At 63.7% G+C, this 25,023-nt stretch carries 23 protein-coding genes; 7 read left to right on the forward strand and 16 right to left on the reverse strand.

Features of this window, described 5'->3' with window-relative positions:
• Window positions 1–136 precede the first annotated feature (136 nt).
• On the forward strand, window positions 137–721 hold the full coding sequence (locus tag AC1Q5P_RS06620) for an endonuclease domain-containing protein (protein ID WP_492518518.1): 585 nt from the start codon (window positions 137–139) through the stop codon (window positions 719–721).
• Between the two features lie 23 nt (window positions 722–744).
• Here AC1Q5P_RS06620 and AC1Q5P_RS06625 read toward each other — a convergent pair whose 3' ends face one another.
• The 4 genes from AC1Q5P_RS06625 to AC1Q5P_RS06640 all read right to left on the reverse strand — a co-directional run bounded on the left by AC1Q5P_RS06625 (window position 745) and on the right by AC1Q5P_RS06640 (window position 3,077).
• Complete coding sequence (locus AC1Q5P_RS06625; protein WP_492518519.1) at window positions 745–942, reverse strand: KTSC domain-containing protein; 198 nt, start codon at window positions 940–942, stop codon at window positions 745–747.
• A 53-nt stretch (window positions 943–995) separates the two neighbouring features.
• Window positions 996–1,139: a hypothetical protein gene (locus tag AC1Q5P_RS06630; protein ID WP_492518520.1), complete on the reverse strand. Its 144-nt coding sequence runs from the start codon at window positions 1,137–1,139 to the stop codon at window positions 996–998.
• A 134-nt stretch (window positions 1,140–1,273) separates the two neighbouring features.
• Window positions 1,274–1,852: a hypothetical protein gene (locus tag AC1Q5P_RS06635; protein WP_492518521.1), complete on the reverse strand. Its 579-nt coding sequence runs from the start codon at window positions 1,850–1,852 to the stop codon at window positions 1,274–1,276.
• A gap of 169 nt (window positions 1,853–2,021) precedes the next feature.
• Window positions 2,022–3,077 (reverse strand): ribonucleotide-diphosphate reductase subunit beta, encoded by a 1,056-nt coding sequence (locus tag AC1Q5P_RS06640; protein WP_039333582.1) that lies wholly within the window; start codon window positions 3,075–3,077, stop codon window positions 2,022–2,024.
• A gap of 584 nt (window positions 3,078–3,661) precedes the next feature.
• On the opposite strand from AC1Q5P_RS06640, the gene AC1Q5P_RS06645 reads away from it, so the two are divergent.
• A complete protein-coding gene (locus AC1Q5P_RS06645) occupies window positions 3,662–3,934 on the forward strand; it encodes a DUF2171 domain-containing protein (protein ID WP_039333750.1) in 273 nt (90 codons plus the stop codon).
• Between the two features lie 308 nt (window positions 3,935–4,242).
• On the opposite strand, the gene AC1Q5P_RS06650 is transcribed toward AC1Q5P_RS06645, so the two are convergent.
• Genes AC1Q5P_RS06650 through AC1Q5P_RS06660 form a run of 3 tightly spaced genes read right to left on the reverse strand, consistent with a single transcriptional unit; the run spans window position 4,243 to window position 7,061 of the window.
• Window positions 4,243–4,728 (reverse strand): PepSY domain-containing protein, encoded by a 486-nt coding sequence (locus tag AC1Q5P_RS06650; protein ID WP_492518522.1) that lies wholly within the window; start codon window positions 4,726–4,728, stop codon window positions 4,243–4,245.
• Between the two features lie 57 nt (window positions 4,729–4,785).
• Window positions 4,786–5,034: a hypothetical protein gene (locus AC1Q5P_RS06655; RefSeq protein WP_039333580.1), complete on the reverse strand. Its 249-nt coding sequence runs from the start codon at window positions 5,032–5,034 to the stop codon at window positions 4,786–4,788.
• A gap of 23 nt (window positions 5,035–5,057) precedes the next feature.
• Window positions 5,058–7,061, reverse strand: a complete 2,004-nt coding sequence (locus tag AC1Q5P_RS06660) for a ribonucleoside-diphosphate reductase subunit alpha (RefSeq protein ID WP_492518523.1) — start codon at window positions 7,059–7,061, stop codon at window positions 5,058–5,060.
• 493 nt (window positions 7,062–7,554) lie between these two features.
• On the opposite strand from AC1Q5P_RS06660, the gene AC1Q5P_RS06665 reads away from it, so the two are divergent.
• The gene (locus AC1Q5P_RS06665; protein WP_039333578.1) at window positions 7,555–7,803 is read left to right on the forward strand and encodes a GlsB/YeaQ/YmgE family stress response membrane protein; all 249 of its coding nucleotides are present in this window, start codon (window positions 7,555–7,557) and stop codon (window positions 7,801–7,803) included.
• Between the two features lie 2 nt (window positions 7,804–7,805).
• On the opposite strand, the gene AC1Q5P_RS06670 is transcribed toward AC1Q5P_RS06665, so the two are convergent.
• The gene (locus AC1Q5P_RS06670; RefSeq protein WP_492518524.1) at window positions 7,806–9,314 is read right to left on the reverse strand and encodes a YifB family Mg chelatase-like AAA ATPase; all 1,509 of its coding nucleotides are present in this window, start codon (window positions 9,312–9,314) and stop codon (window positions 7,806–7,808) included.
• Window positions 9,315–9,485: 171 nt separating this feature from the next.
• Between AC1Q5P_RS06670 and AC1Q5P_RS06675 the strand changes: the two genes are divergently transcribed.
• Window positions 9,486–10,199 carry a hypothetical protein gene (locus AC1Q5P_RS06675; RefSeq protein ID WP_492518525.1) on the forward strand — a complete coding sequence of 238 codons (714 nt, stop codon included), beginning with the start codon at window positions 9,486–9,488 and terminating at the stop codon, window positions 10,197–10,199.
• Window positions 10,200–10,202: 3 nt separating this feature from the next.
• On the opposite strand, the gene polA is transcribed toward AC1Q5P_RS06675, so the two are convergent.
• Entirely contained in the window at window positions 10,203–13,040 is a 2,838-nt protein-coding gene (gene polA / locus AC1Q5P_RS06680) for a DNA polymerase I (protein ID WP_492518526.1), read from the reverse strand.
• Window positions 13,041–13,320: 280 nt separating this feature from the next.
• Between polA and AC1Q5P_RS06685 the strand changes: the two genes are divergently transcribed.
• Entirely contained in the window at window positions 13,321–13,506 is a 186-nt protein-coding gene (locus tag AC1Q5P_RS06685; protein ID WP_039333570.1) for a hypothetical protein, read from the forward strand.
• A 167-nt stretch (window positions 13,507–13,673) separates the two neighbouring features.
• Here AC1Q5P_RS06685 and AC1Q5P_RS06690 read toward each other — a convergent pair whose 3' ends face one another.
• Entirely contained in the window at window positions 13,674–14,642 is a 969-nt protein-coding gene (locus AC1Q5P_RS06690; protein WP_492518527.1) for a serine hydrolase, read from the reverse strand.
• 217 nt (window positions 14,643–14,859) lie between these two features.
• Here AC1Q5P_RS06690 and AC1Q5P_RS06695 point away from each other — a divergent pair, with 217 nt between their 5' ends.
• Together AC1Q5P_RS06695 and AC1Q5P_RS06700 are read left to right on the forward strand one after the other, a co-directional pair.
• A complete protein-coding gene (locus tag AC1Q5P_RS06695) occupies window positions 14,860–16,179 on the forward strand; it encodes a phosphotransferase (protein ID WP_492518528.1) in 1,320 nt (439 codons plus the stop codon).
• Window positions 16,179–17,477, forward strand: a complete 1,299-nt coding sequence (locus tag AC1Q5P_RS06700; protein ID WP_492518529.1) for an acyl-CoA dehydrogenase family protein — start codon at window positions 16,179–16,181, stop codon at window positions 17,475–17,477. The genes AC1Q5P_RS06695 and AC1Q5P_RS06700 overlap by 1 nt, the downstream gene beginning before the upstream one ends.
• A 39-nt stretch (window positions 17,478–17,516) precedes the next feature.
• Here the strand turns inward: AC1Q5P_RS06700 and metK are convergent, their stop codons facing one another.
• From metK to hisS, 6 genes are all read right to left on the reverse strand, one after another.
• The gene (gene metK / locus AC1Q5P_RS06705; protein ID WP_039333563.1) at window positions 17,517–18,728 is read right to left on the reverse strand and encodes a methionine adenosyltransferase; all 1,212 of its coding nucleotides are present in this window, start codon (window positions 18,726–18,728) and stop codon (window positions 17,517–17,519) included.
• A gap of 71 nt (window positions 18,729–18,799) precedes the next feature.
• Window positions 18,800–20,392, reverse strand: a complete 1,593-nt coding sequence (gene lnt / locus AC1Q5P_RS06710; RefSeq protein ID WP_492518530.1) for an apolipoprotein N-acyltransferase — start codon at window positions 20,390–20,392, stop codon at window positions 18,800–18,802.
• Between the two features lie 60 nt (window positions 20,393–20,452).
• On the reverse strand, window positions 20,453–21,448 hold the full coding sequence (locus AC1Q5P_RS06715) for a DUF4167 domain-containing protein (protein WP_492518531.1): 996 nt from the start codon (window positions 21,446–21,448) through the stop codon (window positions 20,453–20,455).
• Between the two features lie 205 nt (window positions 21,449–21,653).
• A complete protein-coding gene (prmC, locus tag AC1Q5P_RS06720) occupies window positions 21,654–22,520 on the reverse strand; it encodes a peptide chain release factor N(5)-glutamine methyltransferase (RefSeq protein WP_193827276.1) in 867 nt (288 codons plus the stop codon).
• 9 nt (window positions 22,521–22,529) lie between these two features.
• Window positions 22,530–23,603, reverse strand: coding sequence for a peptide chain release factor 1 (prfA, locus tag AC1Q5P_RS06725; RefSeq protein WP_492518532.1), 1,074 nt, complete (start codon window positions 23,601–23,603; stop codon window positions 22,530–22,532).
• On the reverse strand, window positions 23,600–24,922 hold the full coding sequence (gene hisS / locus AC1Q5P_RS06730) for a histidine--tRNA ligase (RefSeq protein ID WP_492518533.1): 1,323 nt from the start codon (window positions 24,920–24,922) through the stop codon (window positions 23,600–23,602). The genes prfA and hisS overlap by 4 nt, the downstream gene beginning before the upstream one ends.
• Window positions 24,923–25,023 lie beyond the last annotated feature (101 nt).

Here is a 25,023-nt window from a genome sequence, read left to right on the forward strand (position 1 = left end):
ACGTGGCACGAGGCCTGCATCCCCCTCCCGCAAGCGGGAGGGGTCAGGGGTGGGCATTCGCCGCCAGGCGAACAAACCCCACCATTCCCGCGCCATCTCCAATTGATCCGCCACCCACTCAAGCCACCGTGAACCAATGCGCGAATTCAAACCTCGCAACACAACCCGCGCCCGCGAACTGCGCCGCGAAGCGACGCCGCTAGAACGCAAGCTCTGGCGCTATCTGTCAGGCGGAGCGCTAGGCGCCAGGTTCAGCCGCCAAATGCCGGTCGGACCATACTTCGCGGATTTCCTGTGCCGGGAACTGATGTTCGTGGTCGAACTGGACGGTCACAGCCACGACCTGCGCCTTGCCCACGACGCGGCGCGGGACCGCTTCATGGCCGAGACCGGCTACAAGGTGCTGCGCTTCACCAATGCCGATGTGCAGAGCAACGTCGAAGGCGTGGCCACTGCGATCCAGCTTGCCATCGAAGTGCGGCGTCAGGACCGGTCCGGCTTACGCCGGATGCCCACCCCCAACCCCTCCCGCCTGCGGGAGGGGGGCAAGAGGCTGCGCGATGAGGTGAGGTTTATGCAGCAACGATGGTCAACCGTCCTCCACAAAGAGCGCCCCGCCACCCGCACAAACAGGACCCCCTTCTTCCCCCTCCCGCAAGCGGGAGGGGCCGGGGGTGGGGATTCGCCGTCAGGCGAACCAGCGCCAGAAGCCACACATTGAACTCGGACCATCATGGGCCATGGTTATGCGGCGTACTGATCCCGGATATGCTGGTTGAAATAACGCCCAGCAGAACTGGCATTAAGCAGACCCTGATAAACAGACGTTGGCACCCCAAAGTAATCGTAGGGATGGCCTCCGTGCGTGAACCAGACCGTCAAAGTCAGGGTGGCTGGATTATGGCTTACCGCCCAGATGGCAGACGAGCGGATATATTCCATGATTTTGCCTCCGCAGAGACGGAGGGTGGTCGTTTGACCACCCTCCTTGCAACTCAGTTGTCGTTATCGGGGCGATCTACCGACACAGGCTTCTTGCTGATCGGAATGCGGAATGCCTGCCCCTTGGGCTTGCAAAGCCGCTGTCCGTTGCGCAACGTAATGCACTGGCGGTAGATATAGCCGTCATCACTGGGCATGGATGCCTCCTGTGAAATCGGTTGACGACGGCGTCGCGAATTGCGAAATTGCTGCTGCTTAGACGGCAATCTGCGTTTTCGTGACGCCGATTATCGAACGGAAAGGTCGGCCGAGTGGTCGGCCTTTCTTTCGTTCAAAGGTCAAGCTTGTCTATGGCGGTTCCATCAATTCCCTCCTCATTATCAAAAACACTTTGTTGGAAGCGATCACTTGCGTTCTCGCTTGCTGCATAACCTTCAGGAAGTGGCCTTCCTGAAAGCCACCAGTGGGGTATGCCGTTAATCCGCAAACTTTCAATTTCGCTACTGCGCGATAACGACGATGTTAAATTGATGATTGGTTTATCCCCACCAATCAAAGCGCCCTCCGCGCGGGCGGCTTCAAGCAATTCTGGAGATTGCATGGGCCGCCCCGCCTTTAAAAGCGCCTGCATAGCTGCTTCAGCATGCGAAATCTTTCGCTCCGAATGGGACATTCTTTGGCCTGAGACAAAATGATGAACGGCCCTGCCAATGTAAGTAGGTGCGACGCCAACTCTCGCTCGAAGTGGCGGATTGACATGAGTTGTTGAATTGGCAGCATCAGCCGGGGCCCCACCCATTGCCTGCACTGCGGCATCCAGAGCAGCAAATTGAGCATACGCAGGTGACGCAACAACCGCGCTCCATGCTTTCTCTCGCAAGACCATCGTTTCGCGCAAAAGGTCGCTCATGTCATCACTCCTCATCTGAAAAATAACACAAGATAGAAAATGATCAAGCGTTATTTTGACAAATGGCGGCAACAATCTAATATAACAGCTCTCTTTAAGATCATGATTTTAAATGAAAATGGAGCAGCCCAGCGACTGCTCCACTGTTTATCCTTCGCTTTGCGTTGCTTTACTCCGCCGCAATCCCCGCAGCGCCGAACATGTCGACGTCCACCTCGACCGGCGCTTCGACATTCGCCGCCGACTTCGCCGTGCGGCGCTTGTCGAAGCTCGACCACACCGTGTTCCAGTCGCCCTTGGTCGCCGCCTTCGAGTATTCCGTGGCGCGGGTTTCGAAGAAGTTGGCGTGTTCGACGCCGTTGAGGAGCGGGGCGAGCCAGGGCAGCGGGTGGTCTTCGATCATGTAGATTGCGGGCAGGCCGAGCTGCGACAGGCGCCAGTCGGCGATGTAGCGGATGTAGCGCTTGATTTCCTTGGCGCTCATGCCCGGGACCGGGCCTTGTTCGAAGGCGAGATCGATGAAGGCGTCTTCGAGGCGCACTGTCTTCTGGCAGCAGTCGATGATGTCTTCCTTCACCGCCTTGGTCAGGCAGCCGCGCTCTTTCACGAAGGCGTGGAACAGGCGGGTGATGCCTTCGCAGTGGAGCGATTCATCGCGGACCGACCACGAAACGATCTGGCCCATGCCCTTCATCTTGTTGAAGCGCGGGAAGTTCATCAGCATGGCGAAGCTGGCGAAGAGCTGCAGGCCCTCGGTGAAGCCGCCGAACATGGCCAGCGTGCGGGCGATGTCCTCGTCGTTGTCGACGCCGAAGGTCTGCAGGTAATCGTGCTTGGCCTTCAGCTCCTCGTATTCGAGGAACATGCCGTATTCGCTTTCAGGCATGCCGATGGTGTCGAGCAGGTGCGAATAGGCGGCGATGTGCACCGTCTCCATGTTGGAGAAGGCGGCGAGCATCATCTTGATCTCGGTCGGCTTGAACACGCGGCCGTATTGTTCGTGGTAGCAGTTCTGCACTTCCACGTCGGCCTGGGTGAAGAAGCGGAAGATCTGCGTGAGCAGGTTGCGCTCGTGATCCGAGATCTTCTGCGCCCAGTCGCGGCAATCCTCGCCCAGCGGCACCTCTTCGGGCATCCAGTGGATCTGCTGCTGGCGCTTCCAGAATTCGTAGGCCCAGGGATATTCGAAGGGCTTGTAGGTCGGGCGGGCTTCAAGAAGGGGCATGGCGGTGTCCTGTGCTGATTCTTTGAATGTAAGGTCTGATGCGGTCAGGCAAAAGCGCGGGCGCGGCCTTTGCGGGGGATAGTGGCGGGGTTTTCCACGCGATTGAATCGTGCCCTTTGGGGCAGGAACCCTCGGCCCGGCGACAGGGGCCATCGGACTGGCGCTGCGCCCGGTTTCGAAGCGGAACGGCGGACCCGGCGCACGGTTGTGAAGGCAAGGGCGCGCGATCGGCAGCGCCCGTGAAACTTCATAGAATTCGCAGGAGAATTGCCATGGGCGAGTACGAGCCGAACGATTCCCGCAACGTCACCGGCGCCAATGCCGGCGAGCGGCAGCAGCAACAGCAGGGCGGAACCGGCCAGGCCGACCGTCAGGAAGGCATCCGCAGCCCCGGAGGTGCCGACCAGCAGACCGGCGGCGACCGCTGGAGCGGCGACTACACCGGTGGCCAGATGGGCCAGCAGTCCGAACGGCAGAACCAGGGCCCCAACAGCTCGCGTTCCGACAATTCCGGCACCGAGGGCCAACAGGTCCAGTTCGACGCGGGCCAGCGCCAGATGGGCGGGGGGCAGTCGGGCGAACAGATGGGCTACGGCAACAGCACCGAACGCACTTCGGGCATCCGAGAGCATATGGAAGTGATCGGCGCCGATGGCGTGCACATCGGCACGGTCGATGGCGTCGATGGCGACCGGATCAAGCTGACCAAGAAGGACTCCGGCGCGGGTTTCGAAGGTGGAACCCATTCCGGCCACCATCATTACCTCTCCACCGGGCTCGTCGCCGAAATCGAAGGCGACAAGGTTCGCCTGTCGGCGAACGGCGATGTGGCCTGGGGCATGCTCGAGGAAGAATAAGTCCGGAAAGGCAGCGAGGCCTTCCCGCTGTCCTGTCCCGGCGGATCGCCGGGTGCCGGATCGCAAGAACGTCCCGCCCCCTTCGGGACCAGGTCGTGCCACGCGACCGGAGAGCGCTCCGCCGAAAGGCGGGGCGTTTTTCTTTATTTGCGGGGTGCGAAAAGCCCATCCGGGCTTTCCTAGCGGCACCTGCCCGCTCCCCCGCCCCGCTACCCACGAGAGTACCCTGAATGGGTGGCCGGGCGGGGGAGAGGGCCGGTGCCGCAAGCCCCTGACGGACGTCAGGGGCGCAACCAGCGAAGACTCGCTTACTTCCAGAACCAGCCGGGCTTGAGGCTGCGGTCCTTGCGGTTCTTCCACATCGAGAAGTACATCCACAGGCCCGAGATGCTGAAGAACAGCAGCGCCAGACCGGTCATCAGCGAGATTGCGGTGCCGACAGGACCGAATTCCTCGCCCGAATGCAGGTGGTGGAACCAGCCGACCAGCGACTTCATCCCGCCCGGAGGCGCCTTGGGGCGGCACATCATGGTTTCGGGACAGACGAAACCCTGCGGAACGGGCGGAGGTCCGGCCTGCTCCCCAGCTGGCCAGAGCGCCGTCACGTGGCTGGCGACGCCGGTGAAGGCCATCCAGATCATGAAGACCCCGAAGAACACCGTGATCCAGCGGTGCCACTTGCGCATGAAACGAACCCCTTTGATAATGCGAATTGATCGCAAGATTAGACAAAGCCGCCTTAGCGGGCCTGACCGGGATCGTGCAAGCACAAGTCTTGTCGCGGATTGTCGCACAGATGCGCCAGCCGCAAAGTGTCGCGGGGTGTAACGGGGATGTTAGCAGTTCGTATTTCACCCGAGCACCGAATTGCCCACAACGAGCAAACCGACGGTCGCGACGAAAATGCCCTGCAATCGGTAGAACAGTTTAGTGCCCGAGCCGATTGGCCCCGCCACGATGCCATATCGCTTCCGCCAAAAGTCGGACTGCCATTGCGCGAACACGGCAGGCCGAAGAGTCATCGCCAAGCCGGCGATGACCCATGGAAGAGCGATGAGCAGTGTGGGCCATTTCGCTACAACGTCAGTCGTCACGGACATGGCCCGCAGGCTCCCTCACGCCATCACTGGCAGGCCAGGCATTCCTCGTAGTCGGTCTGGCCGGCCGACAGTTCGATCTTGGGGGCCTGCGCGGTGTTGTCTGCCTCGACGCCGCCGGCGAAGCCTGCGCGCTGGACCGACTTGGAGCGGAGGTAATAGAGGCTCTTGATGCCCTTCTCCCACGCCTGGAAGTGGAGCATCATGAGGTCCCACTTGTCGACATCGGCCGGGATGTAGAGGTTCAGCGACTGGGCCTGGTCGATGTAGGGCGTGCGGTCTGCCGCGAATTCGACCAGCCAGCGCTGGTCGATCTCGAAGCTGGTCTTGTAGATCGCCTTTTCCTCAGGACTGAGGAAATCGAGATGCTGGACCGAGCCACCCTGTTCGAGGATCGAGTTCCACACGTTGGTGGAATCCTTGCTCTTTTCGGCCAGCAGCTTCTGCAGATAGGGGTTCTTGACCACGAACGAGCCCGACAGGGTCTTGTGCGTGTAGATGTTGGCCGGGATCGGCTCGATGCAGGCAGAGGTGCCGCCGCAGATGATCGAGATCGACGCGGTCGGCGCAATCGCCATCTTGCAGGAGAAGCGCTGCATCACGCCCATTTCGGCAGCATCCGGACATGCACCGCGTTCCTGCGCGAGCAGGATCGAAGCCTCGTCCGCCTTGGCGGCGACGTGCTTGAACATCTTGAGGTTCCACGCCTTGGCCATCGCAGATTCAAAGGCGATGCCCTTGAGCTGGAGGAAGGAGTGGAAGCCCATCACGCCCATGCCGACCGAGCGTTCGCGCAGGGCCGAGTACTTGGCACGGGCCATCTCGCTGGGCGCGCGGTCGATGTAGTCCTGCAGCACGTTGTCGAGGAAGCGCAGCACGTCCTCGATGAAGCGCTTGTCGCCGTTCCACTCGTCCCAGGTTTCAAGGTTGAGCGAGGACAGGCAGCATACCGCGGTACGATCGTTGCCGAGGTGATCGCGGCCCGTCGGCAGGGTGATTTCCGAGCAGAGGTTCGAGGTCGAGACCTTCAGCCCCAGGTCGCGGTGATGCTTGGGCATCATGCGGTTCACCGTGTCGTTGAACACGATGTAGGGCTCGCCCGTGGCAAGGCGGGTTTCAACGAGCTTCTGGAACAGCGAACGCGCATCGACCGTGCTGCGGATCGAGCCGTCCTTGGGGCTGCGCAGGTGGAATTCCGTGCCATCGCGCACGGCTTCCATGAATTCGTCGGTCAGCAGCACGCCATGATGGAGGTTCAGCGCCTTGCGGTTGAAGTCACCCGAAGGTTTGCGGATCTCGAGGAACTCCTCGATTTCCGGGTGCGAAACGTCGAGATAGCAGGCCGCCGAACCGCGCCGCAGCGAACCCTGGCTGATCGCCAGCGTCAGCGAATCCATCACGCGCACGAAGGGGATGATGCCGCTGGTCTTGCCGTTGAGGCCGACGCTCTCGCCGATGCCGCGGACCTTGCCCCAATAGGTGCCGATGCCGCCGCCGCGCGAGGCGAGCCAGACGTTCTCGTTCCACGTCGCGACAATGCCTTCGAGGCTGTCATCGACCGAGTTGAGGTAGCACGAGATCGGAAGGCCGCGCCCGGTGCCGCCGTTCGACAGAACCGGCGTGGCTGGCATGAACCACAGCTTCGAGATGTAGTCGTAGAGACGCTGGGCGTGCTCCTGATCGTCGGCATAGGCATCGGCCACGCGCGCGAACAGGTCCTGATACTTCTCGCCGGGGAGCAGGTAGCGGTCGTCCAGCGTGTCCTTGCCGAAATCGGTCAGGCGCGCATCGCGGCTGTCATCCGTCACGATGGTAAAGCGGCGCGGATTGACCTTCTTGGAATCGCTGACCGGCGCGGCCGCAACGGCAGCCGCTGCGACGGTGGCGGCCATGCCTGCGACAAGTGCTTCGCTGCCTGCGTCCTTGGCGTCCATATCCATCGCCTTTGCTTCACCGGCCGCAGCCGGAGCGCCTGCAAGCGCCAGTTCGTCCTGCGCAACCACGGAGCCGTCTCCAGTTCTGAAATCCACGTTCAACCCCCGTTCGCACCCCGCAGCCAAGGCCCGGGCGATCAATCGACACTCGAATCGGGCGAGTGGCCCAATCCTACAAGAGACGGAACGAAAGTGGAACATGTTGTTCCGCAGGCGCTCGGCTCCAGAATTCCCGATCACGGCCCCGTGTGCCCTGCGCGCAGGCAATGCGTTGCCATTGCGCGCAAAACACGCCCAAGCGCTCTAAACTAGGTTTAGAGGTCCCCCTGAAGCCCGACCACAACCCATAGTGCCTCAACCGGATTCAGACACAAGAGGGTAAACATCCGCAGGGAGACTCGATTCGTCGCACGTGCGATTCGCTTCGTCGCCAGAAGAGCTATTGTGCAGTGCAGCGACGCGTGGACTTTCCTGCACTTCAAGGGCGAAACGACGCTGGTCGAAATATTTTTCGGGTTGGCCACCAACTTGTGGACAAGAGAGCGTCAACCGGCACCATATGTGGTGTCCACAGGAACGGAGTGCAGGTGTGCTGAATCTGATCTCGATTGTCTTCACCGGTCTGGTGGTCGGCGTGCTGGCGCGGTTCTTCTATCCCGGCGACGTCGACATCGGCATGCTCAAGACCGTGCTGCTGGGGGTAGGCGGCGCGCTTGTCGCAGGCCTGTTCGCCAGTTGGCGCAGCGGCCGGACGTTCGGCGAAGGCGTCAACCGCGCAGGCTGCCTCGCCTCGGTCATCGGAGCGATGCTGCTCATCTTCCTTGGGCGCAATCTTTAAGCCTAAGCCCGAGGCGCAATGCGGCGATAGCTGAGCGCTTCGGCCACATGGATGCGACCCACTGTGTCCGCCCCGGCCAGATCGGCGATAGTCCGCGCCACGCGCAGCATGCGGGTATAGCCGCGCGCGGAGAGGCGCATCGCTTCGGCAGCCTGTGCGAGCAGCTTGCGCCCGGGTTCGTCCGGAGTTGCGTGGATGTCCAGCAGATCGCCGTTAAGCTCGGCGTTGCTGCGGGCGTTGGTGCCCTCGAGCCGGGCAACTTGCAGCGCCCTCGCCCGCGCCACCCGCGCGGCCACCTGGTCGGAACCTTCTGCAGGCGGCGGAAGCGCCAGATCCGCCGCGGAGACCGGATCGACCTCGACATGGAGGTCTATGCGATCAAGCAGCGGGCCTGACACCTTGGACTGATAGTCGCCGGCACAGCGGGGGGCACGGCTGCACCCAAGCGCCGGATCGCCCAGATGGCCGCAGCGGCACGGGTTCATCGCCGCGATCAGTTGCACGCGCGCCGGGAAGGTCACGTGCGCGTTGGCGCGGGCCACGGTCACCTCGCCCGTCTCCAGCGGCTGGCGCAGGGAATCGAGCACGGCGCGCTGAAACTCGGGCAGTTCGTCGAGGAACAGGACGCCGAGGTGCGCAAGGCTCACTTCGCCGGGACGCACTTTCAGCCCGCCCCCGGTCAAGGCGGCCATGGAAGCGGAATGGTGGGGAGCCCGGAACGGCCGGGCGCGGCTGATGCGACCGTCCTCGAGCGTGCCGGCCACCGACGCCACCATTGACACCTCGAGCGCCTCGGACGGGGTCAGCTCAGGCAGGATGCCGGGCAGGCACGAGGCCATCAGCGACTTGCCCGCGCCCGGCGGCCCGATCATCAGCAGGTTATGCCCGCCAGCCGCCGCAATCTCCAGCGCCCGCTTGGCGGTTTCCTGGCCCTTGACCTGCTTGAGATCGGCCATGCGACGCGGTGGATCGGCCACGCCCTGAGAAGGCTGGGGGAGGCGGTGCTGCCCCTTCAGGTGATTGAGCAGGCCGATGAGGTCCGGTGCGGCGATCACGTCGATCCCGCTGGCCCAGCGCGCCTCGGGCCCTTGCGCGGCAGGACAGATCAGGCCCTTCTCTTCACCGCTGGCATGAAGCGCGGCGAGCAGCACGCCAGGTGATGGCAGCACGCGGCCATCCAATGCCAGCTCTCCCACCGCCACATAGTCAGCGATCTGTTCGAGATCGACTACCCCCATCGCGGCGAGCAAAGCGAGCGCGATCGGGAGATCGTAGTGCGAGCCTTCCTTGGGCAGATCAGCCGGCGAAAGATTCACCGTGATCCGTTTGGGCGGCAATGCGAGACCGAGTGCGGAAAGCGCCGAGGAAACCCGCTCCCGGCTTTCGCCCACCGCCTTGTCGGGCAGGCCGACGAGCCGGAACGCGGGCAAACCGGGCGCCACCTGGCACTGCACTTCGACGGCGCGCGCCTCGAGCCCGAGATAGGCCACCGTCGACACCAGCGCGACCATCGATACTGCACTCCATCCGCAATGCTACTTAGCCTAGCAGCGGTGCGGCCAGTACGGTGGCGGGATGCGGCCATTTTCGAGGCATTCGTAGCCAGTCGCGGGTCATGGTGAGGCGATCTTAACCGCGTCCCTTGGCAATTCGGCAATCCGCGCGCGCGGAAAAGGCTGACCATGCTCCGCCGCGCGCTTCTTTCCGCGATCTTCGCCATTCTCGCCTGCCAGCCGGTGCTGGCGCGCGAGGTGACGACGCGCGAGGTAACGACACGGACCTGGGTGGAGAACGGCGTCACATGGACCGAGACGACGGTCGTCGAAGTCGAGGAGCCGGGCTCCGAACGCATCGCCGGGCTGCCCCGCGCCGATGTGAAGGGCGTCGCCAGCTTCGGGCCGTTCGAGGTGTTGGACGGCAGCCGGGCCGCACTCGTCGCCGAAACCGACAGCTATTCGCCTGCCGACTTCCAGAAGATGCTGCGCGCCTTCCCCGGCATTCGCATGCTCGAAATGCCGGACTGCCCCGGCACGGTCGACGATCACGCGAATCTGCGCCTCGGCCGCATGATCCGCGCCCGCGGCATTGCCACGCGCGTGCCGGAACACGGCTCGGTCCGCTCGGGCGCGGTCGAGCTGTTCCTTGCGGGAGCGAGCCGCAGCGCTGCGCCCGATGCCGAGTTCGTGGTCCATTCCTGGATCGACGATGAGGGTCTCGAGCCGGACGATTTCAGTGCGTCCGACCCGGTCAACCGCGCGTACCTCGACTACTACCGCGAAATGGGCCTTGGGCCGGACAAGGCCTCGGCGTTCTACGCGCTGACCAACTCGGTGCCGAACGATCAGATCCTGACGCTCGGCACCGCCGATCTGGCGCAATACGCAGCGCTCAACTGACGATCAGTGCGCCGCGCCCCATGACAGGCCGGTTCCGATCTCCACGCCAAGCGGCACACTGAGCTTCACCGCAGGCTCGGCCGCCGTCGCCATGACCCGCTCGATCACCGGCCTGGCTTCCTCCACATCGCCTTCCGGCAGCTCGAAGACGAGTTCGTCGTGGACCTGCAGCAGCATCTTCACGCGGGGCAAGCCTGCTTGGGCAAGGGCCGGCATCATCCGGGCCATGGCGCGCTTGATGATGTCGGCGCTGGTGCCCTGGATCGGAGCGTTGATTGCGGCACGCTCGCTGCCCTGGCGTTCGGCCTGGTTCTTAGAGCCGATGCGCGGGAACCACGTCTTGCGGCCGAACAGCGTCTGCGAATAGCCACACTCGCGCACGCTCTCCAATGTTTCGTGGATGTAGCGCTGGATGCCGGGGAAGCGTTCGAAGTAGCGGTCGATCATGGCCTGCGCCTCGTCCGCGCTAACGCCCAGACGCCCCCCCAGGCCCCAGCGGCTGATGCCGTAGAGGATGGCGAAGTTGATCGTCTTGGCCCGTCCTCGGGTGTCACGATCGACGGTGCCGAACATTTCCATTGCGGTGCGCGCGTGGATGTCCTCTCCGGCAGCGAAGGCTTCCTTCAGCGCCGGCACATCGGCCATGTGCGCGGCAAGGCGCAGTTCGATCTGGCTGTAGTCCGCGGCCAGCAGCACATTGCCGGGCTCGGCAACGAAGGCATCGCGGATCTGGCGGCCGATCTCGGTTCGGATCGGGATGTTCTGCAGGTTGGGTTCGTTTGACGAGAGACGCCCGGTCTGCGCACCGACGAGACTGTAGCTGGTGTGCACGCGCCCGGTCTCGGGGTTGATCGCGGCCTGCAGCGCATCGGTATAGGTCGACTTGAGCTTCGACAGCTGGCGCCATTCCAGCACGAGCGTTGCCACTTCCGCGCCTTGCCCGGCCAGACCTTCGAGCACCGACTGGTCGGTGGAGTACTGCCCGGTCTTGCCCTTCTTGCCACCCTTGTAGCCGAGCTTGTCGAACAGGATCTCGCCCAGTTGCTTGGGGCTCCCGATGGTGAAGCTCTGTCCGCACTTCTCGAAGATCACGCTTTCGAGGCGCGCGATCTGCGCGGCAAACTCGGTGGAGAGGCTGGACAACCGCTCGCGGTCCACCTTGATGCCATTGCGTTCCATCATCGCGACGACCGGCACGAGCGGACGATCGACCTTCTGGTAGATTCGCATGCCCGCCTCGTCGACCAGCCGCGGCTGGAACAGGCGATGCAGGCGCCACGTGACGTCGGCGTCCTCTGCGGCATAGCGCGTGGCGTCGGCCAGCGGCACTTCGGCGAACGAGATCGCCTTCTTGCCGGTGCCGCACAGGTCCTTGAACTTCATCGTGGTGTGCAGCAGGTGCCGCTCTGCCAGTTCGTCCATGCCGTGGCCGGCAAGGCCGGTCTCGCTGCGTCCGGCATCAAGGCAGAAGCTCATCACCATGGTATCGTCGATCGGCGCGACATGGACGCCCTGGCGCGCAAGGATGTTGATGTCGTATTTGATGTTCTGGCCGACCTTCAACACCGCGTCACTTTCCAGGAGCGGCTTCAGTGCGGCCAATGCCTCTGCGCGATCGATCTGCACCGGCCTTTCCGCAAACATGTCTGCGCCGCCGTGGCCGAGCGGAATGTAGCAGGCATCGTTCGGCCCGAGCGCAAGGCTCACGCCGACCAGGCTGGCGCGCATTGCGTCAAGCGCGCTCGTTTCCGTATCGATCGCCACCACCCGCGCTTCGAACGCCCGCGCAATCCACTGCTGCAGCTCGCCCATCGACTGGATGCAGGCGTAGGCGCCAAGATCCACCGCCGGCCATGACGGCAGCGACTGCCGGTTGCCCGCAGGTGCGGCCGGAGCCGCCATGTTTTCGGGCTTGGCGGGATTGAGCTGGGTCTTTGGCCCCGGGCTGCCCTTGCCGTCGTCAAGACGACGCAGCAGGCTGGTGAAACCGTGCTCCTCCAGAAACGCTGCAAGCGGATCGCGGGGGATCTGGCCGAGGGCAAAGTCCTCGATCGGAATCGGCAGCGGGCAATCTTCCTTGAGTTGCACCAGCACGCGGGAAAGGCGGGCCATCTCGGCCTGCTCGATCAGGCTCTCGCGCAGCTTGCTCGCCTTCATCGCAGGGGCCGCAGCCAGCGCGGATTCGAGATCGCCGTATTCCTGGATCAGCTTGGTGGCGGTCTTCGGGCCGATGCCGCGAATGCCGGGCACGTTGTCGACCGAATCGCCCATAAGCGCCAGGACGTCACCGACCTTTTCCGGCGGCACGCCGAACTTCTCGACAACTTCGGGGATGTCGATGCGCTGGTTCTTCATCGTGTCCAGCATGTCGATGCAGCCACCACCGGTGGCGCACTTGCCGACCAGTTGCATCAGATCCTTGTCGGAGGAAACGATCGTCACGTCCCAACCGCGCAATGTCGCTGCCCGCGCGTAGGAAGCAATCAGGTCATCGGCCTCAAGCGCGTCCTCCTCAATGCAGGCGAGGCTGAACGCACGTGTTGCATCGCGGATCAGCGGGAACTGCGGGACGAGATCTTCGGGCGGGGGCGGGCGGTTGGCCTTGTACTGGTCGTAGAGGTCGTTCCGGAACGACGTGCCGGCCTTGTCGAGAATGACAGCAAGGTGCGTCGGCCCATCCGCCTTGTGCAGGTCCTCGGCCAGTTTCCACAGCATCGTCGTATAGCCGTAGACCGCGCCAACCGGCGTTCCTTGCGGATTCGTCAGCGGCGGGAGGCGATGATAGGCGCGGAAAATATAGGCCGACCCGTCGACCAGATAGAGATGCTGCTTTTCGCTCATCGGGGGGTGTTAGCAGGGCGCGATGCCCGCGTCATCGCCTTGCTGCAGGGTGGTCAGAACTCAACCCGGCGCATGCAAGCCTCGGCTCAACGCACGGAAATCGGGCAAAAAAAAGGCGGTTCGGCCCAAACACGGGCTAAACTGTGACACAATGCATACGTCTTGTGCTTGCAACGCGATGAATTGCCGATTAATTGGGTCGCGAAGTCTACCGCTTGAGTAGGCTTTGCGGCGGGCTGCTTGCCCGGCGCTGGTCACTTCAATCCAGGGATTGTAACGCATGCGCAAGCTCATCCTCGCCGCTGTCGCCGGCACCGCCTTCGCTCTCGCTGGCTGCTCGGAAAAGCCGGCTGCTGAAGCCACCGAAACCGCTGCTGCTTCGGAAGCTGCTTCGGAAGTCGCTGCTGACGCTTCGGCTCCTGCTGCCGACGCTTCGGCTGAAGCGAGCGAAGCTGCTTCGATGTAATCCCCGCCCGCAAGGGCAGGTTACATGAGATAGAAGGGGCGTGGTCTTCGGATCGCGCCCCTTTCTCTTTGCGGTATGCCGGGCTGATGGCGCGCAAAAAACGGGGGCGGCAAGATCGCCTTGCCGCCCCTCGTTTTTGCGTTTGGTAGGTGTTTCAGGCTTAGAGCCTAGCGGCGGCGAACAAGGTCCTGCGTGCTCTTGGCCACCGGTGTGCTGTAGCCATCATATATCGTGCGCATCATGCGGGCGATCAGACCGGCGTGAGCAGTGTGACCTTCGGGCCCGGTCACAAAGAATACCACGGCAAGGTGCCTGCCATCAGGCAAACGCACGATACCAACATCGTCCGTCACTCCGAACAGCGTGCCCGTCTTGTGGGCGACGAGCGTACCCGCAGGCAGTCCGGCACGAATCCGGTTCTTGCCCGTGCTGGTCCGGGTCATGGTATCGAGCAGCACGGCTCGGCTTTCCGGACTCAAGGCATTGCCCCGATCGATGGCGGCCAGCAACGCAAGCATGGCGCGCGGCGTGCTCGAGGTGCGCACATCAATCACCCGCGCGGCGTCGACCTTGCCATCGTCGCGAACCAGCGTTGCCATTGTATGGTCGAGCCGCTGGCCGGTAATGCCCTTGGACGTGAGCCAACGATTGATCTTGTCGTAACCGCCAACCGCCTGGATCAATCCGTCGGTAGCCTCGTTGTGGCTGCGCGTGATGGAAAGCTCCATCAGGCTCTGCGCGGTCATGATCTGGCCTGAGCGAAGCGGCGCTTCGGCACTGCGCGCGCCGGTTTCGCGCACCGGCATCATCATGGGAAATTGCTGGTCGAGCCGCGCATTGCCCTTCTCGACAAGATCGAGGAACGTGGCCGCGACCGCAATCTTGGCCGTGCTGGCCATCGGGAACGGCATGTCGGCATTCACGAAAATCTGACCGCCCCCATCGAGGTCCATGGCGGCCACGCCGATGCGCCCCCGCCCCTCTGCGGCAATCGCGGCCACCTGCTGCTGGATCGCCTGATCGCGCTGATCCTGAAGCGAAACCGTAGCGCGGCTCTGCACTGCGGGGACCGTGGCGACCAGCGCAGGGGCCGCCACCATCAATGCGGCGATGATTCGTGCGGTGCGGAACTTCATGCCTTCTTGTACCCCGACCCCGGTTTATCCGTCTTTAACACAAGTATCGCGTTGTGATTCTAAGGCAAAGTGCCTTTCGGACCATCTCGGCGCATCCATCGCGCGGATGGGCGCAAGCTGCGGGAACCAATCTCGAGTGGCGATTCGCGCTGGACTTTAATCGATCGGTTAAGGATAGTACCCTCGCACCGGCGGCAAAGCCGGACGTGGAGAGGCAATGGAAACGCTGCTCGAAGCAGTCATGGCAAGGGCGGGGCACGGCGGCAGGATTACCGGCCTGCAGCGGCTCTCCGGCGGCGCAAACATGGAATCATGGGCGTTTGCCTGTGGAGATGGACGGTTCGTGTTGCGCCGCGCGCCCTCGGCTGAATGGATCGCGGCGCGTCCGCTCGGGATGGATGGTGAAGCCGAACTGATCCGGCAGGCACACGCGTCCGGCGTGAAAGCGCCGGAAGTCGTCGCCGAACTTGCGAGCGCGGATGGCCTTGGCATCGGCTTCATCATGCGTTGCCTGCCGGGCACGGCCGATCCGGAAGTTGCACTCTCATCCTCTCCGGAGCTTGCATCCGATCTCGCAGCGGCAATGGCAGGCATTCACGCCCTTTCGCCCGAAGGCCTGCCTTTCCTTCCGATGCTGAACCCTGCGGAAGGCGTGGAGGGGCTCGCCCGCCAGTTCGAGGAAGCCGGTGGCGACCGACCGGTAATTGCGCTGGGCCTCGCCTGGCTTCGCACCAACCTGCCCTCGCCGACATCGCCCGTCGTCGTCCATGGCGATTTCCGCATCGGCAACCTCATGGTTGACGCAGGGCGCCTGTCCGGCGTGCTCGATTGGGAACTGGCCCATCTTGGCGACGGGCATGAGGACCTGGCCTATGGCTGCATGACTGTGTGGCGATTCGGAAGGCTCGACAAGCAAGGGTTCGGCCTGACCGATGTGGCTACCCTGGCCCGGGCCTATGAAGACGCCGGCGGTGAGCAGTTTGATGCAGTCCGCTTCCGCTTCTGGCTGGTCTATCGAACGGTATGGTGGGCGCTTGGCTGCCTATCGATGGGCCAATCATGGCGATCCGGCACCGATCGGTCACTTGAGCGAGTCGTCGTCGCCCGCCGCTGCGCGGAACAGGAACTCGACCTGCTGCTGCTGCTCGAAAGCGAAGCACCACAGGCGGAGCGCGAGCGACTCCTGCCTGCAGCGCCGGGGCGCGCATCCGAAAGCCTGGGCGAGCCAACGGCGGCGGAAATCCTGACCGCTGTCTCGGAATGGCTCGCCGCCACGGTCAAGGGCAAGCTCGACGGCCGTGAGCGCTGGGAGCTAGCCGTCGCCCAGAACGCGCTGGGTATCGTGCGCCGCGAATTGGCCGGGCGTGCAGATCCGGCGGACAAGGTCCTTGCCGAGAACATTCTTGCCGGGCGCCAGTCGCTTCAGACGGAAGGGCTCCTTGCCACGCTCCGCTCCCGGACGCTGTCCACCCTTTCCGCCGACATGCCCAAGTATCCCGCGCTGGCGTCCGCCCGCCCCCTCTGGAGCCAAGTCTGATGGACTTCAACCTTCCCCAAGACCTCGTCGCCTACATCGCCGAACTCGATGCCTTCATCGAGGCAGAGATCAAACCGCTTGAACAGGCGGACGACAATATCCGCTTCTTCGACCACCGCCGCGAATGGGCGCGCACCGATTTCGACAACGGCGGCCTGCCGCGCCATGAATGGGAAGCGCTATTGGTCGAAGCCACCCGCCGTGCCGATGCGGCGGGGCACTGGCGCTTTTCCGCGCCGAAGAAGTACGGCGGCAAGGACGGCAAGAACCTGTGGATGGCAGTGATCCGCGAACACTTCGCGGCGAAGGGCCTGGGGCTCCACAATGACCTGCAGAACGAGCACTCGATCGTCGGCAACTTCCCGTTCGTGAACATGTTCGAGCATTTCGGCACACCGGAACAGCAAGCGGAGTTTATCGAAGGGGGCTTTGCCCGCACGCGCCGCACCGCCTTCGGCCTTACCGAACCCGATCACGGCTCCGACGCCACCCACATGGAAACCCGCGCAGTGCCGGAAACGCGCGACGGGGTATCTGGCTGGCGCATCGATGGCGAGAAGATGTGGACCACCGGCATGCACGTTGCCACCCACTGCGCCACTTTCGCACGGACGAGTAGCGATGCGGGCGATGCGCGCGGCATCACCTGCTTCCTCGTGCCCAACCCGACCGAGGGGCTGGTCATCGAAGAGTACCTGTGGACCTTCAATATGCCGACCGACCACCCGCGCGTTTCGTTCACCAACGTCTGGGTGCCGGACAGCGCGATTCTCGGCCCCGTTGGCGGAGGCCTGGCCATTGCGCAGAGCTTCGTTCACCAGAACCGCATCCGCCAGGCAGCATCATCGCTGGGCGCGGCTACCTTCTGCGTCGAGGAGTCGGTGCGCTATGCGCGGGAACGCAAGCCTTTCGGCGAGGAGCTTGCCCGCAACCAGGCGATCCAGTTCCCGCTCGTGGAGCTTGCCACGCAGTGCGAGATGCTGCGCCTTCTGATCCGCAAGACGGCCTGGGAGATGGACCGCCTCGAGGCCGAAGAGGGTGGCCACAAGCGCATCGAGCGTGAACTTTCGGACAAGGTCTCGATGTGCAATTACTGGGCGAACCGGCTGGTCTGCGAAGCCGCCGACCGTGCCATGCAGGTCCACGGGGGCATCGGCTATTCGCGCCACAAGCCGTTCGAGCACATATTCCGGCATCACCGCCGCTACCGCATCACCGAAGGCGCGGAAGAGATCCAGATGCGGAAGGTCGGCGCCTTCCTGTTCGGCTATCTCGGGCCGAGGAAGGGCCAGTTCTGACAGGCGGGGGAGCCGTCAGCAGCTCCCCCGGCCGACACTTCAGGCAAGCGCCGCCTTGAGATCGTCGACGAGGTCGGTGCGCTCCCACGGGAAGAAGTCGCCTTCGGCCTTGCGACCGAAATGGCCATAGGCTGCGGTCGGCTGGTAAATCGGCTTGTTGAGCCCCAGGTGCGTGCGGATCGCGCGCGGGGTCAGGCCCCCGAGCTTGGCAATACCCAGGATCGCCTGCTCGATCTTGTCGTCGCCGACGGTGCCCGTCTCGTGCGTGTCGACATAGAGCGACAGCGGCTTCGACACGCCGATGGCATAGGCGATCTGGATGGTGCAGCGCGTGGCAAGGCCGGCGGCAACCACGTTCTTGGCAAGGTAGCGCGTGATGTAGGCAGCCGAACGGTCAACCTTGGTCGGGTCCTTGCCCGAGAATGCGCCGCCGCCGTGGGGAGCCGCACCGCCATAGGTGTCGACGATGATCTTGCGGCCCGTCAAACCGGCATCGCCGTCAGGACCGCCGATCTCGAAGCTGCCGGTCGGGTTGATGAAGTATTCGGTTTCGCGCAGCAGCACCGGCGGGATCACGTCGGCAATCACGCTCTTCACATAGGCTTCGAGTTCGGCCTGCTTGGCCGGGTCGTTCTCGTCGTAGCCTGCCTTGTGTTGCGTCGAGACGACGATGGCGGTGGCTGCAACCGGCAGCGAGCCTTCATAGCGCAGAGTGACCTGACTCTTGGCGTCGGGTTCGAGGAACGGCGCGGCGCCGGAATGGCGATCGGCGGCCATGCGTTCGAGAATCTTGTGGCTGTAGTAGAGCGTCGCCGGCATCAGGCCCGGCGTTTCATCCGTGGCATAGCCGAACATGATGCCTTGGTCGCCCGCGCCCTCGTCCTTGTTCTCGCCAGCATCGACGCCCTGCGCGATGTGGGCCGACTGGCCATGCAGACGGTTGATGAACTCGAACTTCTCCCAGTGGAAGCCGTCCTGCGCATAGCCGATGCGCTTGACCGTCTCGCGCACGGTCCGCTCAATCTCTTCCTGCGCGCCCGGAGCCCATTCACCGTTCTCATACACGCCCTTGCAGCGGATTTCGCCGGCAAGAACGACAAGCTGCGTGGTGGTCAGGGTTTCGCAGGCGATGCGCGCTTCGGGGTCCTTTGACAGGAACAGGTCGACGATCGCGTCGCTGATCTGGTCGGAAACCTTGTCCGGATGGCCTTCGGATACGGATTCGGAAGTGAACAGGTAATCGGTGCGCATCGAGAGTCCTATGCCAAGAGGGCCTGTGCTTGAGACAAGCGATATAAAGAAAGCTTTATGTCCCTGCCCGCTTAGCGTTTCCGCGTGGCACTTGCAACCAGTGCAACGAAAAGAAGCGCTACTGCCCACAAAAGGGCGAGCATGTTCCCGGTGCGCGCAAACAGTGTCGCCGCATGGGCGGGAGGGATCACGCCGTCCAGCCGGCCGGCGCGATGTTGCGGCACGAACTGACGGACGACGCCATCGGCATCCACGACCGCACTTATGCCGGTCGTGGTTGCCCGCAAGACCGGCAACCCCTCCTCTATGGCGCGCATCCGCGCCTGCGCCAGATGCTGCGGCGGCCCCCAGGCGCCGAACCAGCCATCATTGGACGGATTGAACAGGTAATCCGGCCGATGCGCGCGATCCACCACCTGTCCCGAGAAGATGATCTCGTAACAGATCTGCACCCCGGCCTTGCCATATCGGCCCAGATCGAGTGTGCGAGGCCCAGGCCCGGCGAAGAAATCAAGGCTGCCCGCAACCAGTCGCGACAGACCGAGCGGTTCGAGGAGTGAGCGCATCGGCAGGTACTCGCCATAAGGAACGAGATGCGCCTTGGCGTACGAACCCTTGATGGCCCCGTCAGAATCAAGCGCCGTCACCACATTCCAGGCGCCCGCCACCTTGCGCCCCTCGATGGCAAGATCGGTCGTTCCGGTCAGCAGCAGGCCACCTTTGCCGGCGACCTTGCCGAGCCGCTCTCGCGCCAGCACCGGGTCGCCGGCATAAGTCGTCTCGTCGTACCAGAACTGGGAATAGCCCTCGCGCAGAAAGTCCGGCACGCCGCTTTCAGGCCAGAGCAAAAGGCGGTTCTCGCCGGGCTTGCGAGTCAGAGAGAGCCTCGCCGTCTTCTGGAACTGATTCTCGAAATTGGCGGGATCGTTGAGCAGGTCCTGGCGCACATCCGGCTGGACCAGCGTAAACGGCAAGGTCCCTTCAAGCCGCTCGCCATGAAGTGGCAGAACCATGAGCACAGCCGGGCCGAGCAAGTATGCACCCGCAGCCCACCTTTGCCCCTTTCGGAAGGACCGGAGCGCAAAGAGCCACCATCCGGCCAGCAGGACGACAAGCCCGGACAGGGCGTAAGTTCCCAACCATTGTGCAGCGAGGGCGAGCCCGGGGCGCTCGAAACCGCCCAGTGTCACCATCGCCAGCGGGTTCCACGCAAACCCGGTGAAAACCCACGAGCGCAGCCATTCAGACACGATCCACGCCGCGGCAAAGGCTGGCAAGAGCATGGCCCTGCGGGTGTTTGCCAGCCACCAGCCACCCCACGTTGCCAAGGCCGGGAATACCGCGAGGTAGAGCGCAAGCAGGAATACCGCGATCCAGCCAAGCCAGGTTGGCATTTCCGCCTGATAGGTGAAAGCCGTGGCGATCCAGCCATTGCCAACGGTGAAATGCCCGACGCCGAACAGCCATCCGATGAGCAATGCCTGCCGCCAGGTCTTTACCACATGGAGGCGGTGGATCAGGAACGCGAGGGCAGCCAGCGTCAGCGGCCACAGGCCCAACGGCTGAAAACCGCAGGCAGCAAGGCCACCAGCGGCAATTGTCAGCAGGCTGTCACGCGATGGAAGGCGAGGCCGAAAGCGGGAGGAAAAGCGGGAAGCTGTCATGCCTTCCTGCTATGGGGTGCGCCGGGAGAGACCGCAAGCGGCCCATCCCGGCGTCACCAATCAACCCTCTGCAGGCTCGGTCGCTTCGGCGACCGGAGTCTTGCGCGGACGGCCGCGCTTCTTGGGTGCAGGAGCAGTGGCTTCTTCGGCAACGGGCTCGGGGGCAATGGGTTCTGGGGCCGGTGCTGCAACCGGAGCAGGCTCGGCCTCGGCCTTGGCGCTGATCGATGGCGGCAGGAACGAGGCGTCCAGCGTCGCCGGTGCTTCGTCAGCCGCAGCTTTGACGCCGCGCGGACGCCGCTCGGTGCGCGGGCGAAGCCCACGTGTAGCCCGGGTCACGAACGGATTGTCGTTGGCATCGGCAATTGGCTCACCCTCGATGGCCGGAACACCTTCACCGGGCAGAGCCTCGGCAGGTGCCGCTTCCGCATCGGCATCGCGGCTGCGATTGCGCTCGAACCGGCGGGCGCCCTCACGACGCGTGCCGCGCTCTTCGGAACCGCGATCGTCGCGCTGCCGGTCTTCACGCTGCCGGTCTTCACGGGGGCGCTCTTCACGCTGGCGATCTTCACGGGGCCGATCGTCACGCTGGCGGTCGTCTCGGGGGCGATCCTCGCGATCGCGGCGACCTTCATAGCGGTCACCCCGGTCCTGACGTTCACCACGATCTTCGCGGTCTTCACGCTCGCGCCGCGTGGAAACCGGACGGTCGAACGCGGGAAAATCACCTTCGACGCTGAATTCGTCCGCGCCTTCCTCCGCGTCGTGATCCTGCCAGCGCTCGCCGCCGTTCTGGCGGGCGCGCTGCTCTTCCTGACGGAGGCGGGTGTCGGCGATCACGCGGAAATAGTGGTCGGCAAATTGCAGATAGTATTCGGCCTGCACGCGGTCGCCATTCAGGTGGGCGTCCTGCGCGAGCTTGCGATACTTCTCCAGCATCTGGGGCGCATTGCCCCGCGCACGGCTGTCGATCCGGTTGAGCTGCTGACCACCGTTCTGGGGGCGATTGTTGTTGCCCCGACCGCGACGGCGGTTGTTACCACGATTGTTATTCAACTCAGGCACTTCCTTAAATGGGGCGGCCTCTCGTAAAGCTTGAGCAACCCGTAATGCCGCGCAACCCTCCGCCACCGGTTCGCGTCATGCGAATCGGGGTTCCCAGCATCTGCGCTCGTCTCGGCCCCTTTGGCCGATATTCCCTGCAAATGGTGGATTTGGCCGGGACGGGAAGCCTTCGTCCGTCCCCTGCCTAAGAACACAATTAGTGATCCGCAGGTCCCTTGCCAAGAGGAATATTGGCAGAAACCGCCATTTCGACCGCCCTTTTTCGCCCTGCCAGATCGCAATGGACCCGCGCAGACATCCCGGCCCCACGCGCGATGTCTGTAACGGCGTCGGCTTGTGTCCAGCCTATCTCGACCAAGGCAATACCCCGCGCGGTGAAGAGGGCAGGAAGCTGCGGCACCAGAATGCGGTAATCGTCCAGCCCGTCGAGGCCGGAAAACAGCGCGGATGCTGGCTCGTACTGGCGGACCGATGCATCGAGATTCGCGTGTTCCTCGACATAAGGCGGGTTCGAGAGGACCAGGTCAAACCTGCCCAGTCCCTGCGCCCAATCCGTCTGTGTCCAGTCGCCTTCGAGGATTCGCGCAGACGGCGCATGGCGTCTGGCGTTCGCTTTCGCCACCGCCGATGCTTCGGGAGAGCGCTCGATCGCGATGCCTTCGGCGTCCGGCCATAGCGACAGCGCCGCCAGCAGCAGAGCGCCCGAGCCTGTTCCGAGATCGAGAATTCGCTCGGGTGGCGCCTCGCCGGCAAACGCCTCACGTGCCGCCTCGATCAGCGTTTCGGTATCGCCGCGCGGGATCAGGACGGCGGGGCTTACGGCAAGCTCGATGCCATAGAACTCGGCAGTGCCGGTAATATAAGCAACCGGCTCATGGCCCGTCCGCCGCTCGACCAGCGCATCGAAGCCATCGGGCACCGCCGCCGCCATGTGCCGCAGCAGCAGATCGGTCCGCGAACAGCCCAGCGCATGCGCCATCAGCACTTCGGCATCGAGGCGGGCCGTGTCCGATGTGGCGGAAAGCCGGTCGGCGGCGGCGCGCAGGGCCTCGGCAACCTTCACTTGGCGCTGTTACCCATCCATCGCCGCCAGCCGCTTGGCCTGGTCCTCGGCGATCAGCGCATCGATCAGTTCGGCAAGGCCAGGGCCTTCGAGGATTTCGGGCAGGCGGTGCAGCGTCAGGTTGATGCGGTGGTCGGTCACTCGGCCTTGCGGGAAGTTGTAGGTGCGGATGCGCTCGGAGCGGTCGCCCGAACCGACCATCGCCTTGCGCGCCTCGGCCTCTTCGCCCTGGGCAGCATCGCGCTGCGCCTCGAACAGGCGGGCGCGCAGGACCTGCATTGCCTTGTCCTTGTTCTTGTGCTGGCTGCGTCCGTCCTGACAGGTGACGACCGTGCCGGTGGGCAGGTGGGTGATGCGCACGGCGGAATCGGTGGTGTTGACGTGCTGGCCGCCTGCGCCGCTCGCCCGGTAGACGTCGATCTTGAGATCCTTGTCCTCGATGCGAATGTCCACTTCGTCCGGTTCGGGCAACACGGCGACCGTCGCGGCAGACGTGTGGATGCGGCCGCCGCTTTCGGTCACCGGCACGCGCTGCACCCGGTGCACGCCGCTTTCGAACTTGAGCTTGGCGAAGACCCCGCTGCCCGTGACGTTGGCGACCACTTCCTTGTAGCCGCCGAGGTCATTGGCGTTGACCGAGACGACCTCGACCCGCCAGCCCTGCTCGGCGGCATAGCGTTCGTACATACGGAACAGGTCCGCAGCGAAGAGCGCGGCCTCGTCGCCGCCGGTGCCAGCGCGGATTTCGAGCATGGCCGGGCGGCTGTCCGCCGCATCGCGCGGCAGCATGGCGATGGCGAGTTCGTGCTCCGCCGCTTCCAGATCAGCCTTGAGAACGCGGGATTCCTCCTCGGCCATCTCGCGCATTTCGGGATCATCAAGATCGGCCATGGCCGCAAGAGCCGCCATTTCGGTACGCATCGCCTCGACCAGTCCTGCTGCGCGGGCCACCGGTTCCAACTCGGCATAGTCACGGCTGGCGGCAATGAAGTCTGCGCCTTCGAGCGTGCCCGAACCAAGCCGCGCTTCAAGCTCGGCGAAGCGGTGGGCGATCTGCGAAAGGCGTGAGTCGGATACGCTCACTTCTTACTCACCAACACCCACGCATGTGCGTTTGCTACCTCCGTTTCTTGAATGTTGAATCTCGCCTCAAGCGCAGCGTTTATCCGACTTCTGACTGGCGAAGCATTTTCAACGTTGAGATCTCGAAGTCGCGCGATCCCTAAAGCACCTCCAAGACCTTCGATTGACAGAGCACGCCAAGCACCGGACGCCTTTGCTTTTTGATATCGCTTCTTCGGCGATCCAGAGATCAGCAAATCAGAATGTACTGCCCGATCAGAAGGCAAGCCTGCTCGAATGGCGCTGGCGACCGCAATCGCAAGGTTTTCAAGCTCTTTAAGCTCAGTAAAAACTACAACTTCTGTATCGATGGATGGATACCGATCCCCCACCAGCATCGCCAGCCGCTCAATCCCGGCCGCCCAACCGACGGCTGGTGTGGCCGCGCCGCCCAAGGCTTCCATCAGGCCATCATAGCGGCCGCCTCCAAGGACGGTGCCCTGCGCGCCAAGGCGGTCGGTCACGAACTCGAACGCGGTGTGGCGGTAGTAATCCAGCCCGCGCACCAGCGCCGGAGCGCGGGTCCATGCGACGCCCGCGGCATCGAGACCTGAGGTGACCTTCGCGAAGAAGTCCTGCGCCTCGGCACTCAGGAAATCGTCGATTTTCGGCGCGTCGGCGGTGAACGGCTTGTCGCGCGGGTCCTTGCTGTCGAGGATGCGCAAGGGGTTGCGTTCGAGGCGGTCCTGCGAGTCCTCAGACAGCTCGCCCTTCACGGCGCGGAAGTAGTCGATCAGCGCCGTGCGCCAAGCCTCGCGGCTGGCGCCATCGCCCAGCGTGTTCAGCTGCAGCGTCACACCGTCCGCAATGCCCAGTTCCTTGAGGAGTTGGTCGGCCATGACGAGAAGTTCGACGTCCGCCTGCGGCTCACCCGCGCCGATCACCTCGGCGTCGATCTGGTGAAACTGGCGGTAGCGGCCCTTCTGGGGGCGTTCGTAGCGGAACAGTGGCCCGTGGGTGGCGACCTTGAGCGGCGCGTACTGCTGCCAGCCATCGGTGAGGTAGGCGCGGGCGATGCCGGCGGTGAATTCGGGACGCAGCGTCAGCGATTCCCCACCGCGATCCTCGAAGCTGTACATCTCCTTGGAGACGACGTCGGTTGTCTCGCCCAGCGAGCGGCTGAAAACGGCCGTCTTTTCGAACACTGGCATTTCCACGCGGCGGAAACGGTAGAGCTTGCGCACGCGCTCGAACGTCTCGACGACGAAGGCAAAGGCCTCGGCGTCGGGGCCGAAGATGTCCTGGGTGCCACGGATGGCCTGCGGTGTCTGTGTGCTCATGGAGCGCGCGATTAGCCCGAAAGCGCGAAAACGGAAAGCGGTCAGAAAAAGGTGGGCAACAATGGTTGCGAATGTGACGGCTTCGCGCCATTAACCGGTCC

The sequence above is a fragment of the Novosphingobium sp. GW835-FHT14H07 genome (assembly GCF_058793515.1).